Consider the following 14,603-nt stretch of genomic DNA (forward strand, 5'->3'; position numbering starts at 1 on the left):
CCACGGGGGATGGTCTCTTTGGTGCGACGCGGGCGGCCCCGTGCGCAGCTGGCCCAGGATCACGGGTGGCGGTATGCGCGGCGCGGGTCGGCGCCCGGGTTCGGGACCGTCGAAGGCCGCTGGCGGGCCGCCGGGGCGCACGTGGCCGACCTCGATCCGGCCGAGGAGCTCACCGGGGCCATCGCGCCGACGGGGCGACCGTTCACGCTGTTCGACACGACGGTGCTGGGCGGCGCCAGGGGATACCGGACGATCTGCCTCCTGCACTTGACCGTGGTGCTGCCGCCGGTCGCCGTCGTGCCCGACCCGGACAGTGGCGAGCCCAGTCCCGAAGGGCGCGTCGGTCCGGTCCCGCCGTGGGCCGCGCTCGCGTTCCAGCGCCCGCCCGAGCTCGACGGGGCGCCGCCGGCCGAGCATCCCGCGTTCGCCGACGCGATCGTCACCGGCGAGGTCCTCGACGTGACCCGCCGGGCCGGCCTGCTCGGGTGGCGGATCGCCGGCCGGGACCTGATCTGGGTGACCCGGCCCGGTGACCGGCTCGCCCCCGAGCGGATCGTGCCGGTGCTGCAGGGCCTCGCGGAGGTCGCCCTGGCCCTGCCGCGCGGAGTCGTGGCCGCCTACGCCCGGCCGGTGTAGACGGCGATGGCCCGGATGCGGCCCGCCCGCACCGTGAAGGCGAGCAGCGCCCGGCCGGGGTCGACCCGCAGTCCGGCGGAGCCGTTGACCAGTACCGGCTGGGCCGCCCCGGCGTGGGCCGCGAACCGGGCCGCCTGCCGGGCCACCGTTTCGGCACCGCGCAGCGTGATGTCCGGGTGGGCCAGCAAGGCAACATCCGGATCCAGTACTGCCAGCAGGCCCGCGAAATCCCCGTCGCGGGCGGCGGCCAGGAACGCCTGGACCACCGTGCGCTGCCGGCGCAGATCCGAGTCGGGGACCGGTGCCGCCCGCGCCCGCCGCCGGCCCCGGCTGGCCAGCTGCCGCGCCGCCGCGGGGGTCCGCCCGAGGATCGCGGCGAGCTCGTCGAACGGCACCCCGAACGCGTCGTGCAGCACGAACGCCACCCGCTCGCCCGGCTTCAGGGTGTCGAGCACGATCAGCAGCGCCAGCCCGACCGCGTCGGCTTCCACGGTCGCCCGCTCCGGGTCGTCGGCAGGTCCACCCGGACGGCCGCTTCACCACCGTCCGCCGGATCGCCGGCGTCGACCGGGGCATGCTGCAGCAGGTCACCGAGGACGTGGCCCCGTCGCGCTGGGCGGCCGCGGCCGTCGCGGGCCCGGTCCGCCCGGCCGCGACCGTGTCGATCGAGCCACTCGACGGCGGCCGCCGCTCGAGGGTCACGTTCACCCTCGACTTCACCGCCCGCGGCCCGGCCGATCTGCTGGTCCCGCTGATCCGAAGGATGTCGGCCCGGGTCGCGCCGCGCAGCTACGCCCGGCTCAAGGCGCTCCTCGAGGGCGCCGGCTGACCGAACCAGGTCGCCAGCGCGTCGGTCCGGCCGGGACCGCCGGACCAGGCGACGTACCCGTCCGGGCGCACCAGCAGCGCCCGCTCACCCGGGAGCGCGTCGACCCGGTCGGCCCATCCGTCCGGGACGTCCCCGGCCCCGACGAGGGCACCCCGTCCGTCGGTCAGCGGAACGTCGGGTGCGCGCTCGCCCTGGTCGAGCCCGGCGACCATCGCGGCCAGCCGATCGTTGACGGCGGGGATCGTGAGCAGGTCGGCGGTGGTGGCGCGGAGCGCGTCGACGTGCGGGCCGGGGCGGCACAGGGCCGTCTGCGCCCGGGTGTTGGCCAGGACCCGCTCGGCGACCGGGCGCCGCTCGGCCTCGTAGGTGTCCAGGAGCGTGGTGCTGTGGCCGCGGAGGGTCAGGGCCAGCTTCCAGCCGAGGTCGGTGGCGTCCTGCAGGCCGGTGTTGAGGCCCTGCCCGCCCGCCGGCCAGTGGATGTGGGCGGCGTCGCCGGCCAGGAGGACGCGGCCGTCGCGGTACCGGGCGGCCAGCCGGGCGGCGTCGTGATAGCGCGACGTCCACTGGGGGCTGTGCAGGCCGAAGTCGGTGCCGGCCATCGCGACGAACGCTTCCCGGAACTCGCCGAGGTCCAGCGGCGCGCCGCGGTCGGTCGCGGGCTCGTAGTGGTTGGTCATCAGGCGGTGGCAGCCCGGCTGGAGCTGCAGGACGCTGAAGTCGCCGAGCGGGGTCCGCTGCTGGAAGATCGGGCCCGCCGGCGGGTCGGCCAGGACGACGTCGGCCAGCATGGAGCTGACGGTCGCGTCCGTCCCCTCGAACGCGATGCCGAGCAGCCGGCGCACGGTGCTGCGGCCGCCGTCGCCGGCGACCACGTAGTCGGCCCGGAGCCGCTCACCGTCGGCCGTCGTGACCTCGGCGTGGTCGGCGGTCTGGCTGACGCCGGTGACCTCGGTGTTCCAGCGCACGTCGGGGCCGAGTTCGCGGAGGTGCTCGGCCAGCAGCGCCTCGATCCGCGACTGGACCAGCCCGAGCACGTACGGGAACTCGGTGCTCAGCCGCGACATGTCGAGCCACAGCCCCGCGAAGTGCGCCGCCGGCACCCGCCGCCCCTCGGCCAGGAACGGCCCGTCGACCCCGCGCGACCGCAGGATCTCCAGGCTGCGCGCGTGCAGCCCACCCGCCCGCGACTCACCGACCCCGGCCGACCGCCGGTCCAGCACGATCGCGTCGACACCGCACCGGCGCAGCTCACACGCCAGCCAAAGCCCCGTAGGCCCACCACCGACGACCAGAACCTGGGTGGTATTCATCCCGAACATCCCTTCTCGAACAACGTTAGAGGCGCGTCGGGTGTAAGCATGTCTCTAACGTTGTTAGAGTGTCAAGGGTGGCGATCAACCCCGAAGTCGTAGCCCGGACCGGCCTGGACCTGCTGGCCGAGGTGGGCCTCGACGGCCTCACGATGCGGGTCGTGGCCGACCGCCTGGGTGTGCGCGCCCCGACCCTCTACTGGCACGTCAAGAACAAACAGCATTTGCTCGACGCGATGGCCGCCGTCATGTTCACCGAGGCCACCGCCGGCCTGACCCCGCCCGGCGACGTGCGAGACTGGCCGGAGTGGGTGGCGACCAGAGCCAGAACAATGCGAACAATCCTGCTGCGGTACCGTGATGGCGCCCGCGTCTTCGCCGGCACCAACCTCACCGGCCCGGAAATGCCGCGAGCGATGGAGACAACGCTCCGCCTCCTGGTCGACGCCGGCTTCGACCTGCCGACAGCCGCCAGAGGCTTCGCCGCCGTCCTGCACTACACCGTCGGCTACACCATCGAAGAACAGGCGAGACAGGCAACCGCGTACGACGAAAACCCGTACACCCCGACCGCCCTGGAAAAAGCCTTCGAACCAAACCGCTACCCGCTGGCGACAAAGGCCGCGGTGGAAGTCTTCTTCGGCCCGGACCCGGACACCGACTTCAACGGCGGCCTAGCGATCATCATCGCCGGTCTGCACAGCATGCCGAAGGCCCGCGCCCCGGAACCCCCGAACAGCGGGTCGTAGACTGCGCGGCGGGTCTACATGGATGGAGATCGCGGTGGGTGGAGCTTCGGAGTGGGTTGAGCGGGTGGACACGTCGGTGGCGCATCCGGCTCGGCGGTATGACTACTGGCTGGGGGGCAAGGACAACTTTGCCGCCGACCGGGAGTCCGGGGATGCCATCGCGGCGGCGTTTCCGGCCATCCGGACGGCTGTGGTCGAGAACCGGGCGTTCATGCGGCGGGTGGTTCGGGTCCTGGCGGGGGAGCACGGGATTCGGCAGTTTCTTGACATCGGGACCGGGATTCCTACCAGCCCCAACGTCCACGAAGTCGCGCAGGGCGTGGCGGCTGACTCGCGGGTCGTGTACGTCGACAACGATCCGATCGTGCTGGCCCACGCCCGGGCGTTGCTGACCAGTTCGCCGCAGGGGGCCACCGCCTACGTCGACGCCGATCTGCGGGACCCCGAGCGGATTCTGGCCGACCCGTCGCTGCGGGCCACCATCGATCTTGCCCGGCCGGTGGCGTTGATCCTGGTCGCGGTCGTGCACTTCCTGCCCGACGACGATCGGCCCTACGACATTGTGCGGACGCTGCTCGGTGCGCTCGCGCCCGGGAGTTTTCTGGTCATGTCGCATGCCACGACCGATGGGCTGGCGCCGGAGCTGGCGGCGCAGATCCAGTCGGGGCGGCACGGGCCCGGGAAGCTGCGCGACAAGGCGGAGTTCACCGCGTTCCTCGACGGGCTCGACGTGCTGGAGCCGGGCGTCGTGTCGGTGTCGGACTGGCGGGCGCAGGACGAGCTCGACCCGCGGCCCGGGTTCGACGAGGTGGCCGTCTGGGGTGCGGTGGGGCGCAAGACCTCCGGTTGAGGGCGAGGCCAGCGGGTAATCCGGCCCGTATGAGTGAAACCATGGGCACCACCGGCACGCCCGGCGGCGACGGGGCGTCGCGGATCGACGAAGAGGACAAGCCCAACGGCTCGGACCAGGGAGTCGGGACGCCCACGCTCGGCGGTGAGGTCGACGATCCGCTGATGCCGTTCGACGACAAGCACACGCTCGACCCGGACAAGAAGCTGCACCTGCCCCGCAACTCGGAGTCGCAGCGAGGCTAGGAGCAGCGGGGCCAGGAGCGCAGTCTGGTCAGTGGCGGCGCAGCTCGTAGTAGCGGCGCAGCAGCAGGCCCTCGCGCAGCGCCCACGGGCACACGCCCAGCGTGCGCAGGTCCAAGGCCTCCATCGCGGTCACCGCGGTCACCGCGCCGGCCAGGAGCTGGCGGGCGCGGGCCGGGGCGACACCCGGCAGTTTGCCGCGCTCGCGCGGGGTCATCGCGGCCAGGCGCGGCACCCACCGGCGCAGAGCCCGCCGCTCCAGCCGCTCACCGTCGCCGGTCAGCTCGGCCAGCTGCTTGAACGTCTTCGACGTGCCGACGACCAGGTCGGGGCGGGGGGTACGGGCGAGGTCGCGGGCGACCGGCTTGAGGACGCCGCGGACGTGGCGGCGCAGGCGTTCGACGTCCGCGCGGCCGGCCGGGTGGTCGGGCAGGAGCCGGCGGGTCAGGAGCCCGGCCCCGAGGGGCAGGGTGACGGCCAGGTCGGGCTGGTCACCGGCGCCGGCCGCGACCTCCATCGACATGCCGCCGATGTCCAGCAGCCACAGCCGCGACGACGGCGCGTGCCAGCGGCGGACCGCCGCGAACGTCACCCGGGCCTCGTCCTCGCCGCTGAGCGAGCGCAGCTGCACACCGGTCTCGTCGAGGACCCGGCGGTAGATCTCGGCACTGTTCGTCGCGTCGCGGATGGTGGCCGTCGCGAGGGGGATCAGGTCGTCGACCTTGTGGCGGCGGTACGCCTCCACGGTGCACGCCACCGCCCGCACGACCCGCTCCACGCCGGCCGGTGACAGCGCACCGTCGGCCGTGACCTCCTCGGCGAGCAGGGTCGGGGCCTTGAGGCGGTACACCGGCAGTGGTGGCTTCCGCGGGCGCGGCTGCACGATCTGCAGATGCGCGGAGTTGGACCCGACGTCGAGTACGGCCAGCAGCAACGGGCGCCCCCTTTCCCAGAAGACGCCCGTTACCCTAATCGCCGTATGTGAAACGGGTGTGACGGTTATCGGACCGGCACTCCGGACGGCACCAGTGCGTAGCCGGCCGGGGTCGCGGTGAAGACCCCGCGGCCCTGGGTGCGGCTGCGCAGCCGGGTCGCATATCCGAAGAGCTCAGCGAGGGGTACCGTCGCCGTCACGACGACCGTCCCGCCCCGGGGAGCGGTCCCGCTGACCTGTCCCCGCCGGGCCATGAGGTCACCGAGCACCGCACCCACCAGGTCCTCCGGCACCGTCACGGCGACGTCGGCCACCGGCTCCAGCAGCGCCATCCGCGACTCGCGCAGGGCGAGCCGCAGCGCCTCCCGCCCGGCCAGGCGGAACGCGAGCTCCGAGGAGTCGTGGTCGTGCATCTTGCCGTCGGTGATGGTGACCTTCACGCCGGTGACCGGGTAGCCCGCGACCGGCCCGGCCGCGAGGGCGTCCCGGCAGCCGGCCTCGACCGCCCGCACAAACTCCTTCGTCACGTGCCCGCCGACCACAGTGGACTCGAACACGAACTCCTGACCGTCCACCGGTGACACGTCGATGGACACGTGGGCGTACAGGCCGGACCCGCCGTCCTGTTTGACCAGGCGGTGGTAGAAGCCGGTGACGCCCCGGACCAGGGTCTCGCGGTAGGCGACCTGGGGACGGCCGACGGCGATCTCCAGGCCCGGCCCTTGACCGGCGCTGCCGGCCAGGCGCATCTTCTCCACCGCCACCTCCAGGTGCAGTTCGCCCATGCCGCTGAGCAGGGTCTGGCCCGTCTCCGGGTCGGTGCGCACGACCAGCGACGGGTCCTCCTCGACCAGCCGCGCGAGCGCGGTGGCGAGCTTGCCGGAGTCGGTCCGGCGCTTCGCCTCGATCGCGACGGACACGACGGGCGCGGCCCGGTTCGGCGGTTCGAGGACGACCGGGTGGGCCGGGTCGCACAGCGTCTCGCCGACGCGGGCGTCGCGCAGGCCGATCAGGGCGACGATGTCACCGGCGACGGCCTGGTCGACGTCGGTGTAGCGGTCGGCCTGGACGTGCAGGATGCGCGAGACCCGCTCCTTGTTGTCCACGTTGGACTCGCGCACCTCCGCTCCTTTGCGCAGTGTGCCGGAGTAGACGCGGGCGTACGCGTACCGCCCGGTCGTCGTCGCCTGGACCTTGAACACCAGGGCCGCGAACGGCGCCCCCGGATCGGCGGGCGGGTCCACGTCCAGCGGCGACGGCAGGTACGCCACCACCGCGTCGAGCAGCTCCGCGATGCCGATGTCGCGGTACGCGGCGCCGCACAGCACGACGACGCCGGTGCCGGCCAGCGTGATGTCGCGCAGCGCCGCCCGCAGCGTCGCCGTGGTCAGCGTGCCCGTCTCCACGTACTGCTCGAACGCGCCCGCGTGCAGCTCGGCGACCTGTTCGACCAGGGCCGCGCTCGGGGGCGAGGTCAGGTCGGTGACGCCGGCGAAGCCGGACTCGCGGCCGATCGGGGCCTGCACGACGAGAGGGGTGACGCCGAGCCGGTCGCGGATCGAGGCCACCGCCGCGTCGAGGTCGGCCCCGGCCCGGTCGAGCTTGTTGACGAACGCGATCCGGGGCACGCCGTAGCGGTCCGCCTGCCGCCACACCGACTCGCTCTGCGGCTCGACGCCGGCGACGCCGTCGAACACGGCGACCGCCCCGTCGAGGACGCGCAGGGCCCGCTCGACCTCGTCGGCGAAGTCGACGTGGCCGGGCGTGTCGATGAGGTTGATGCGGTGGCCGGCCCAGTCGACGCTGACCGCGGCGGAGAAGATGGTGATGCCGCGGTTGCGCTCCTGCACGTCGAAGTCGGTGACGGTGGTGCCGTCGTGGACTTCGCCCTGTTTGTAGGTGGCGCCGGTGGAAAACAGGATCCGTTCGGTGGTGGTGGTCTTGCCCGCGTCCACGTGGGCGAGGATGCCGATGTTGCGGACGCGCTGCAGTTCGTTACGCACTGTTGCCCCTCGGGCTGGTCATTTTCGACAGGACAGCGCGCGATTGGGCCCCGCTCCGGCTCAGCGGAGGGCGGGACCACCCGATGCCGCCGCGCGAGCGGGCACCGGGAGGACCGAAGACACGCGAATCACCTCGTGTTGCACGGCCGGCCTCCCTCCACACTCGACTGGCACGGCTACGCCAAGAGTAGCGTCGAAGGTCAAGTTATTATTCCGGGTGTGCCCCGTGCTCTGATCGTCGGCAACACCGATGGGATCGGCCTGGCTCTCACCCGGCGGCTCCTGGACACCGGCTGGGACGTCGTCGGGGTGTCCCGCCGACCGTCCGAACTGGACAGTCCCGCGTACGAGCACGTGGTCGCCGACGTCACCGCCGCCGACTACGCCCGACAAATCGGTAATTTCGGAACCGGCGGCACCGTTGATCTGGCCGTCTACGCGGCCGGGATCGGTGAGCCGCTGGACCTCGCCAACCTGGGGGAGCAGACCGACGCGATCCGGGTCAACCTGCTCGGCGCCGCGCTGACCGCCGACGCCGTGCTGCCCGCGATGGTGGAGGCGGGCCGCGGGCACTTCGTCGGGCTGTCCAGCCTGGCCGACATCCTCGTCACGCCGGACGCGCCCGGATACGCGGCCTCCAAGGCCGGCCTCACGTCATACCTGCTGAGCCTGGGCAAGGCGGTGCGCAAGCACGGCGTCGCGGTCACCGCGGTCCGGTTCGGGTTCGTCGACACGAAGATGGCGAAGTCCCCGGTCGCCCCGTTCAAGATCAGCGTGGACGAGGCCGTCGACGTCCTCGTCCGGGTCATCGCGAACAAGCCGAGCCTCATCTCGTACCCCCGGAAAATGGCTCTTGCCGCCCGTGCCCTGCGGACCTTCAGCCGGCCGTAGCTCGAAACCGCAGGCGATCGGTCCTCGCCTCGACCTTGATGCCGGTGAACCCGGCCCGTTCCAGGCGGGACGGCAGCGTCGCCGGGTCGAGCGGCACCATGATGTCGCCGATGTGCAGCAGGCGGAATCGGGGCGTCGGCAGGCTGTCGCTGCCCGCGAACACGCCGCCCGGGGTCAGGACCCGCCGCGCCTCCGCGAACAGCTCGTCCTGCCGCGCGGCCGAGGGCACGTGGTGCAGCATCGTGAAGCAGACGACGGATTCGAAGCCGGCGTCCGGCAGGGGCATGGCCGCGCCGTCGCCCTCGAGCACTGTCACGTTGGCGGGCACCTTGTCACGCAATCGCGCGGCCAGCTTCGGGTTGACCTCGACAACCGTCATCGCGCCGGCATCGCGCGCGAGGACCCGCGTCGTCGCCCCGAAACCCGGCCCGATCTCCAGCAGATTTCCGCCCAGCGGCACCCCGTCGAGGGCCCACGGCAGCAGGTGCCGCTCGACCTTCTCGAACCACTTCGCCGACTTGCAGATCCGGTTGTGCAGCAGGTTCATGCCCCGACGGTATCGACGGCGACGCATGGCGGCGAGATGCTATCGTGCCACGTGATATCGAATTCCGGACATCCCGTGGTCTTCGTCGGCGACCGCGCCATGGCCAACGGGTCCGGCTTCGCCCCGCACGTCCACCCGGTGCACCAGCTCTCCTGGGCCGCCGCCGGGGCCGTGTCGGTCTCCACCGAGGACGGTGCCTGGGTGCTGCCCGCCACCCGCGCGCTGTGGGTGCCGGCCGGCGTGCCGCACGCCGTCGACGTCACCACCCCGGCCGTCTTCCGCAGCGTCCACCTCGACCGGAACCCGCACCGCTGGACCCGGCCCACCGTCGTCGCCGTCACCCCGCTGCTCGATGAGCTCGCGGGCTACCTCGCCGGGGCACTGCCGGACGGGCCGCGCCGCCGGGCCGAGGCCGTCCTGCTCGACCTGCTCCGGCCCGTCACCGCGGCCTCACTGCGGATTCCGCTGCCCCGCGACGAGCGCGCCCTCGCCGTGGCCCGGGCCCTGCTCGCGGACCCGGCCGACGCCCGCGACCTCGACGCGTGGGGCAGAACGGTCGGCGCCAGCGGCCGCACCCTCGCGCGCGCCTTCACCGCCGAGACCGGACTGAGCTTCGGCCGGTGGCGGGTCAACGCCCGGCTCCGCGCCGCGCTGTTCCTGCTCGCCACGGACACGTCGGTGGCCTTGGTGGCGAAGCGGGTCGGGTACAGTACCCCCTCCGCATTTATCGCCGCATTTAAATCCGCACTCGGTGTGAGTCCCGGTGCGTACTTCGCGTCGTAGCGGTTGGCGGTGTCGCGGTCACTCGTTAGGGTGAATGTCATGAGCCGCATCGGGTTCGGGGTCCTGATGTTTCCCATTCACCGGCCGACGCACAATCCGACGCTGCAGCTCGAAGGCGATCTCGAGCTCGCCGAGCTGTGCGACAAGCTGGGCTTCGACGAGTTCTGGTTCGGCGAGCACCACTCCGGCGGCTGGCAGATCATCGGCGCCCCCGAGCTCATGATCGCCGCGGCCGCCCAGCGCACCAAGCGGATCCGGCTCGGCACCGGCGTCAGCACCCTGTCCTACCACCACCCGCTGACCCTCCTGGACCGCATCATCCAGCTCGACCATCTCACCCGCGGCCGGCTCATCTTCGGCGTCGGCGCCGGTGCTCTGGCACTGGACTCCACGATGCTCGGCCACGACCCGATGGAGGCGCGGCGGATGATGGAGGAGTCCCTGGAGACGATGACCGAGCTGCTGCGCTACGCCGGCCCGGTCAGCCGCACCACCGACTGGTTCGAACTCCGCGACGGGTACCTCCACCTGGCCCCCTACAACGAGCGGCTCGACATCCGCGTCGCCGTCTTCCGCTCCCCGTCCGGCCCTCGCCTCGCCGGCCGCTTCGGCGCCGGGATGCTCTCGTTCGGTGCGTCCGCCGCCGTCGGGCTCGGCTCGGAGAATCCGATGACGACCGCGTGGGACACCTACAGCGAGCGCGCCGCCCAGTTCGGCCGGGCCGCCGACCGGCGCCGCTGGTCGGTGATGAGCCCGATGCATCTCGCCGAGACGGAGAGCCAGGCGCGGCGCGAGGTCCGTTGGGGACTGCCGTCCTACATCGGCTACATCCGCCAGATCCTGCCGATGAACGTGCCCGTCGACCTCGACGACACCGATGCCGTCGTCGACGTCCTGCACACCGTCGGCCACGCCGTCGTCGGCACGCCCGAGATGGCCATCGCCCACATCGAGCGCATGCTGCGGATCAGCGGCGGCTTCGGCACGTTCGTCATCGAGCACGCCGACCTCGCCGACCCGGAGGCGACCCGGCGCTCCTACGAACTGTTCGCCCGCCGCGTCATCCCGCACTTCACCGGCGCGCTGCGGCCCCGCCTGGCCGCCTACGCGCGCGAACTCGAACACGACGGCCTGACCCGGCGCACCATGGCCGCCGCGCAGGCCAAGGCCGGCGTCGAGCACTCGCGGGAGCGGGCGGCGCTGCGCATCCCCAAGCAACGAGAGGGTGGGCATGACGACGCACGTTGAAGTGATGGTGCTCGGCAGTGGGATCGGTGGCAGTACCGTCGCGGCGATCCTCGCTCGTCAGGGGGTGTCCGTCGGCATCGTCGACGCCGCGAAGCACCCGCGGTTCGCCCTCGGCGAGTCGACGATCGGGGAGACGTCGTTCCTGCTGCGGATGCTGGCCGCCCGCTGGGACGTGCCGGAGCTGGCCCAGGTCTCCACCAGCGGCGGCATCCGGGAGCACGCCAGCAAGCGGTGCGGGATCAAGACGAACTTCGGGTTCGTCTACCACCGCGAGGGCGTCGACCATGACCCCTACGAGGTCACGCAGTGCTCGGTGTCGGAGGGGCCGTTCGGCCCGGAGTCGCACCTGATGCGGGCCGACATCGACCAGTACCTGTTCGAGGCGTCGGTCCGTCACGGCGCCGTGGCCCGCGAAGGCGTGCGGGTGCGGGACATCGACTTCCGGCCCGACGGTGTCACGATCGGGCTGGACAACGACGAGGTGTTCACGGCCGACTACGTCATCGACGCCACCGGCCGCACCTCCGTGCTGGCCGACGAGTTCGGGCTGCGCGACGAGCCGTGCCGGTTCAGGACGGACTCCCGGACCATCTTCACCCACATGCGCGGGGTGCGGCCGTTCGACGCCGTCGAGGCGTCCAGCGGCCAGCCCAACCTGTGGCACGAAGGCACGCTGCACCACCTGTTCGACGGCGGCTGGCTGTGGGTCATCCCGTTCGACAACCACAGCGGCTCCGAGTCCGACCTGGTCAGCGTCGGGCTGAGCCTGGACACCAAGCGGTTCCCGAAGGTCGACGGGGTCACGCCGGAGCAGGAGTGGGCCGACTTCCTGTCCCGCTACCCGGCGATCGCCCGGCAGTTCGAGGGCGCCGAGTCGGCGTTCCGCTGGATCTCCACCGGCCGCACCCAGTTCTCGTCGAAGCGGACCGTCGGCGACCGCTGGGTCCTGATGAGCCACGCCGCCGGCGCGATCGACGCCCTGTTCAGCCGGGGCATGGCCAACACGATGGCGGTCATCGAGGCGTTCGTGCCCCGCTACCTCGCCGCCCGCCGGGACCGCGACTTCAGCGCCGAGCGGTTCGCCTACCTGGAGACGCTGAACCAGAACATCCTGGAGAACAACGACAAGCTCATCGCCGGCTCCTACATCGCCTTCCGCGACTTCGACCTGTGGCGGGCCTGGTCGAAGATGTGGTACCTGGCCTGGAACCTCGGCGTCATCCGGATCGCCGGCACCTACTACCGCTACCTCGAGACCGGCGACGAGCGGCTCTTCGACCGGCTGCACGGCGGCGCTGTCCCCGGCTCGTTCGCACCCGACCTGCCGGTCGCGCAGGTGCAGTTCGAGGCCTGCTTCGCGGTGATGCAACAGGTCGAGCAAGGTTCGCTGACGCCGGAGGCGGCGGTCACCCAGCTCGCCTACCTCCTCGGCGACGGCGAGGCGTCCCCGTCCCCGCTCAACCTGCACGACGTGCTGCGCCGCTGGCACGACGGCTCGATGGAGACGCAGCGGCTGATCTATCAGTGGGGCAGGACCGCCGGCCCGGCCGCACTCAAGCAGTTCTTCGAGTACGACCGGGCCACGATCCCCGTCGCGGCGGAGAAAGTCCTGACTGCCTAAGGCAGGACCCACTGCTGGTTGGCGGCCCCGGTGCAGTCCCAGAGCTGCAGCTGGGTGCCGTCGGCCGAGCTCGGGCCGGTGGCGTCCAGGCACTTGCCGAGGGACCGCAGGCTGCTGCCGGCGCCCGCGGTCCACTGCTGGGCGGCGGTGCCGTTGCAGTCGTACAGCTGCACCTTCGTCCCGTTCGCGGAGCTGGCCGCGGCCACGTCCAGGCACTTGCCGAGGGCGCGCACGGTGCCGTCCGAGGCGACCGTCCAGGTCTGGGCGGCCGTCGCGTTGCACGAGTACAGCTGAATCTTCGTGCCGTTGGTCGTCGATGCGCCCGCCACGTCGACGCATTTGCCGCCGTAGCCGGTGATGCGGCCGGTCCGGGCGGTCGGGGTGCCGCTGTCCGCGCCCGCCCACAGGTAGGTGCCGACCGTCTTCGCCGGCAGCGTGCTGCTCACCTGCTGGGTGCCGACGCGCAGGGTGAACGGCTGGCTCGCCGCCGTCTGGTTGATCACGACCGTGACCAGCGTGCCGTCCGGGTTGCGGAACGCGACGTCGGTGACGGTGCCGGTCGATCCGTAGCCGGTGGCGACGCGCTGGGCACCGGCCGGCACGAACTTGGAGTACTGGGCGATCATGTTGTAGTCGGGCAGAGCCCAGAACGTGTCCCGGTTGGCCGTGCTCTGCACCAGCATCGTCGGGTCGGGTGAGCCGGACCAGCGCTCGGGCGAGCGGTTCTGGTCCAGCATGCTCACCCACCCCTCGTACAGGGTCGAGTTGTTGCGGAAGTACTGCGCGATGCGGTCGGCGCCGGCGGTACCCCAGACGGAGCGCTCGGTCATGAGCACGTCCTTGTCCGGGTAGGCGGCCTTGACCTGCGCCATCGCCGATGGGTCGCCCGCGTAGTCGTGGAACGCGATCCCGTCGACGGCGCCGTAGCCGTCGCCGCTGAGGACCCCGGCGGCATAGGAGACGCCCTCACTGAAGTTGTGGTCAAAGGCCCAGATCTTGGTGGTACCGAGGGCCGCGTTCGACAGCTCCGTGCGCAGGGCCTTCGCCAGCTGCCGCTCCTGGTCGGCGCTGACCAGCATGCCGGGGTAGTCGGCGGGGGAGAACAGCGGCTCGTTCTGCAGCGTCAGCGCGTAGATCGGGATGCCCTGGGCGGCGTAGGCCTGCACCGCCTTGCGGTAGTACGTGGCGAGGGCCGGGATGTAGGTGCTGTTGAGGCTGCCGCCGATGATGTTGTTGCTGGTCTTCATCCACGGCGGGGCCGACCAGGCGCTCGCGAAGATCTTCAGGCCGGGGTTGATGGCGAGGGCCTGCTTGATGGTGCTGATGATGTTGTAGTCGAGGTCGCGCTGGATGGAGAACCGCGAGAGGCTCGGGTCGGCCGCCCCGTCGTCGTAGGTGTAGAAGTCGTGCGAGGTGAAGTCGCTGGTCCCGAACGTGATCCGGGCGACGTTGAACCCGGCGCCGGACGCGGGGTCGACGAGTGCGCGCAGCGCCCGGTCACGGCCGGCCGCGCTCATCTTGGACAGGTTCGCGATCGTCGACTCCTCCAGGGAGGAGCCGATGCCCAGGATGGTCTGGTACCGCGTGTGCGTATCGACGGTGATCGTGGCGCTCCCGGACGCGGCGGTGATCGGGAGGTCGGCCTGGCGGGACAGCTGATACGGGGTGCCGGCGAGGCCGGTGGCGGGGCTCGTGTACCAGTTGGCGTTCTTCGGCTCGTAACCCGCGGTGCGGGACTCGGAGCTCCAGTAGACCTGGACGCTGGTGGCCGCGGCGGATGCGGGCACCTGGGCGTAGGTGAGCAGGGCGGCGGCGGTGGCCACCGTGGCGGCGGCTGCCACGAGCGACGCGACCAGTGATCGGGTTGGATTCACGACTTATATTAAGCCTCGTCCAAATACGACTGTCAATGTTCCTAACAGTTGTTGTCGGTTGCGGGCTTTCCCGAAAGCCGGCGCTG

Annotated in this window: 15 protein-coding genes; 9 read left to right on the forward strand and 6 right to left on the reverse strand. The window is 71.7% G+C overall.

Annotation, left to right across the window (positions count from 1 at the left end):
- Nucleotides 1-21: 21 nt before the first annotated feature.
- Complete coding sequence (locus ACIA8L_RS08340) at nt 22-636, forward strand: hypothetical protein (protein ID WP_395901897.1); 615 nt, start codon at nt 22-24, stop codon at nt 634-636.
- Here ACIA8L_RS08340 and ACIA8L_RS08345 read toward each other — a convergent pair.
- Nucleotides 618-1,127 carry a sigma factor-like helix-turn-helix DNA-binding protein gene (locus tag ACIA8L_RS08345; RefSeq protein WP_395901899.1) on the reverse strand — a complete coding sequence of 170 codons (510 nt, stop codon included), beginning with the start codon at nt 1,125-1,127 and terminating at the stop codon, nt 618-620. The genes ACIA8L_RS08340 and ACIA8L_RS08345 overlap by 19 nt on opposite strands.
- An 83-nt stretch (nt 1,128-1,210) precedes the next feature.
- Between ACIA8L_RS08345 and ACIA8L_RS08350 the strand changes: the two genes are divergently transcribed.
- Nucleotides 1,211-1,465 carry a hypothetical protein gene (locus ACIA8L_RS08350; RefSeq protein ID WP_395901901.1) on the forward strand — a complete coding sequence of 85 codons (255 nt, stop codon included), beginning with the start codon at nt 1,211-1,213 and terminating at the stop codon, nt 1,463-1,465.
- Here the strand turns inward: ACIA8L_RS08350 and ACIA8L_RS08355 are convergent.
- A complete protein-coding gene (locus tag ACIA8L_RS08355; protein ID WP_395901903.1) occupies nt 1,426-2,775 on the reverse strand; it encodes an FAD-dependent monooxygenase in 1,350 nt (449 codons plus the stop codon). The two genes, ACIA8L_RS08350 and ACIA8L_RS08355, sit on opposite strands and share 40 nt — an antisense overlap.
- Before the next feature lie 77 nt (nt 2,776-2,852).
- Here ACIA8L_RS08355 and ACIA8L_RS08360 point away from each other — a divergent pair, with 77 nt between their 5' ends.
- From ACIA8L_RS08360 to ACIA8L_RS08370, 3 genes are read left to right on the forward strand one after another with little or no spacing between them, the layout of a single operon-like run.
- Nucleotides 2,853-3,524 (forward strand): TetR/AcrR family transcriptional regulator C-terminal domain-containing protein, encoded by a 672-nt coding sequence (locus ACIA8L_RS08360; protein ID WP_395901905.1) that lies wholly within the window; start codon nt 2,853-2,855, stop codon nt 3,522-3,524.
- Between the two features lie 34 nt (nt 3,525-3,558).
- On the forward strand, nt 3,559-4,374 hold the full coding sequence (locus ACIA8L_RS08365; protein ID WP_395901907.1) for an SAM-dependent methyltransferase: 816 nt from the start codon (nt 3,559-3,561) through the stop codon (nt 4,372-4,374).
- Nucleotides 4,375-4,403: 29 nt separating this feature from the next.
- Nucleotides 4,404-4,619, forward strand: a complete 216-nt coding sequence (locus ACIA8L_RS08370) for a hypothetical protein (protein ID WP_395901909.1) — start codon at nt 4,404-4,406, stop codon at nt 4,617-4,619.
- A gap of 28 nt (nt 4,620-4,647) precedes the next feature.
- Here ACIA8L_RS08370 and ACIA8L_RS08375 read toward each other — a convergent pair whose 3' ends face one another.
- Entirely contained in the window at nt 4,648-5,550 is a 903-nt protein-coding gene (locus ACIA8L_RS08375; RefSeq protein ID WP_395901911.1) for a Ppx/GppA phosphatase family protein, read from the reverse strand.
- A 65-nt stretch (nt 5,551-5,615) separates the two neighbouring features.
- On the reverse strand, nt 5,616-7,553 hold the full coding sequence (locus ACIA8L_RS08380; RefSeq protein WP_395901913.1) for an elongation factor G: 1,938 nt from the start codon (nt 7,551-7,553) through the stop codon (nt 5,616-5,618).
- 219 nt (nt 7,554-7,772) lie between these two features.
- On the opposite strand from ACIA8L_RS08380, the gene ACIA8L_RS08385 reads away from it, so the two are divergent.
- Nucleotides 7,773-8,444 (forward strand): SDR family NAD(P)-dependent oxidoreductase, encoded by a 672-nt coding sequence (locus ACIA8L_RS08385; RefSeq protein WP_395901915.1) that lies wholly within the window; start codon nt 7,773-7,775, stop codon nt 8,442-8,444.
- Here the strand turns inward: ACIA8L_RS08385 and ACIA8L_RS08390 are convergent.
- Nucleotides 8,431-8,991 (reverse strand): class I SAM-dependent methyltransferase, encoded by a 561-nt coding sequence (locus ACIA8L_RS08390; protein ID WP_395901917.1) that lies wholly within the window; start codon nt 8,989-8,991, stop codon nt 8,431-8,433. The two genes, ACIA8L_RS08385 and ACIA8L_RS08390, sit on opposite strands and share 14 nt — an antisense overlap.
- Before the next feature lie 75 nt (nt 8,992-9,066).
- Here ACIA8L_RS08390 and ACIA8L_RS08395 point away from each other — a divergent pair, with 75 nt between their 5' ends.
- From ACIA8L_RS08395 to ACIA8L_RS08405, 3 genes are read left to right on the forward strand one after another with little or no spacing between them, the layout of a single operon-like run.
- On the forward strand, nt 9,067-9,774 hold the full coding sequence (locus ACIA8L_RS08395; protein ID WP_395901919.1) for an AraC family transcriptional regulator: 708 nt from the start codon (nt 9,067-9,069) through the stop codon (nt 9,772-9,774).
- A gap of 39 nt (nt 9,775-9,813) precedes the next feature.
- A complete protein-coding gene (locus ACIA8L_RS08400; RefSeq protein WP_395901921.1) occupies nt 9,814-11,022 on the forward strand; it encodes an LLM class flavin-dependent oxidoreductase in 1,209 nt (402 codons plus the stop codon).
- Nucleotides 11,006-12,643, forward strand: coding sequence for an NAD(P)/FAD-dependent oxidoreductase (locus ACIA8L_RS08405; RefSeq protein WP_395901923.1), 1,638 nt, complete (start codon nt 11,006-11,008; stop codon nt 12,641-12,643). The genes ACIA8L_RS08400 and ACIA8L_RS08405 overlap by 17 nt, the downstream gene beginning before the upstream one ends.
- Here the strand turns inward: ACIA8L_RS08405 and ACIA8L_RS08410 are convergent.
- Nucleotides 12,640-14,517, reverse strand: a complete 1,878-nt coding sequence (locus ACIA8L_RS08410; RefSeq protein ID WP_395901925.1) for a ricin-type beta-trefoil lectin domain protein — start codon at nt 14,515-14,517, stop codon at nt 12,640-12,642. The genes ACIA8L_RS08405 and ACIA8L_RS08410 overlap by 4 nt on opposite strands.
- Nucleotides 14,518-14,603: the final 86 nt, after the last annotated feature.

Origin of the sequence: Dactylosporangium sp. NPDC051541 (assembly GCF_044454505.1) — a bacterium.
Lineage (GTDB): Bacteria > Actinomycetota > Actinomycetes > Mycobacteriales > Micromonosporaceae > Dactylosporangium.

Bases quoted from the DNA above. Each gene is read 5' to 3' on its own strand.
- ACIA8L_RS08405 (WP_395901923.1), top strand. From the start codon at position 11,006: ATGACGACGCACGTTGAAGTGATGGTGCTCGGCAGTGGGATCGGTGGC.
- ACIA8L_RS08400 (WP_395901921.1), top strand. From the start codon at position 9,814: ATGAGCCGCATCGGGTTCGGGGTCCTGATGTTTCCCATTCACCGGCCG.
- ACIA8L_RS08390 (WP_395901917.1), bottom strand. From the start codon at position 8,991: ATGAACCTGCTGCACAACCGGATCTGCAAGTCGGCGAAGTGGTTCGAG.
- ACIA8L_RS08370 (WP_395901909.1), top strand. From the start codon at position 4,404: ATGAGTGAAACCATGGGCACCACCGGCACGCCCGGCGGCGACGGGGCG.
- ACIA8L_RS08350 (WP_395901901.1), top strand. From the start codon at position 1,211: ATGCTGCAGCAGGTCACCGAGGACGTGGCCCCGTCGCGCTGGGCGGCC.
- ACIA8L_RS08355 (WP_395901903.1), bottom strand. From the start codon at position 2,775: ATGAATACCACCCAGGTTCTGGTCGTCGGTGGTGGGCCTACGGGGCTT.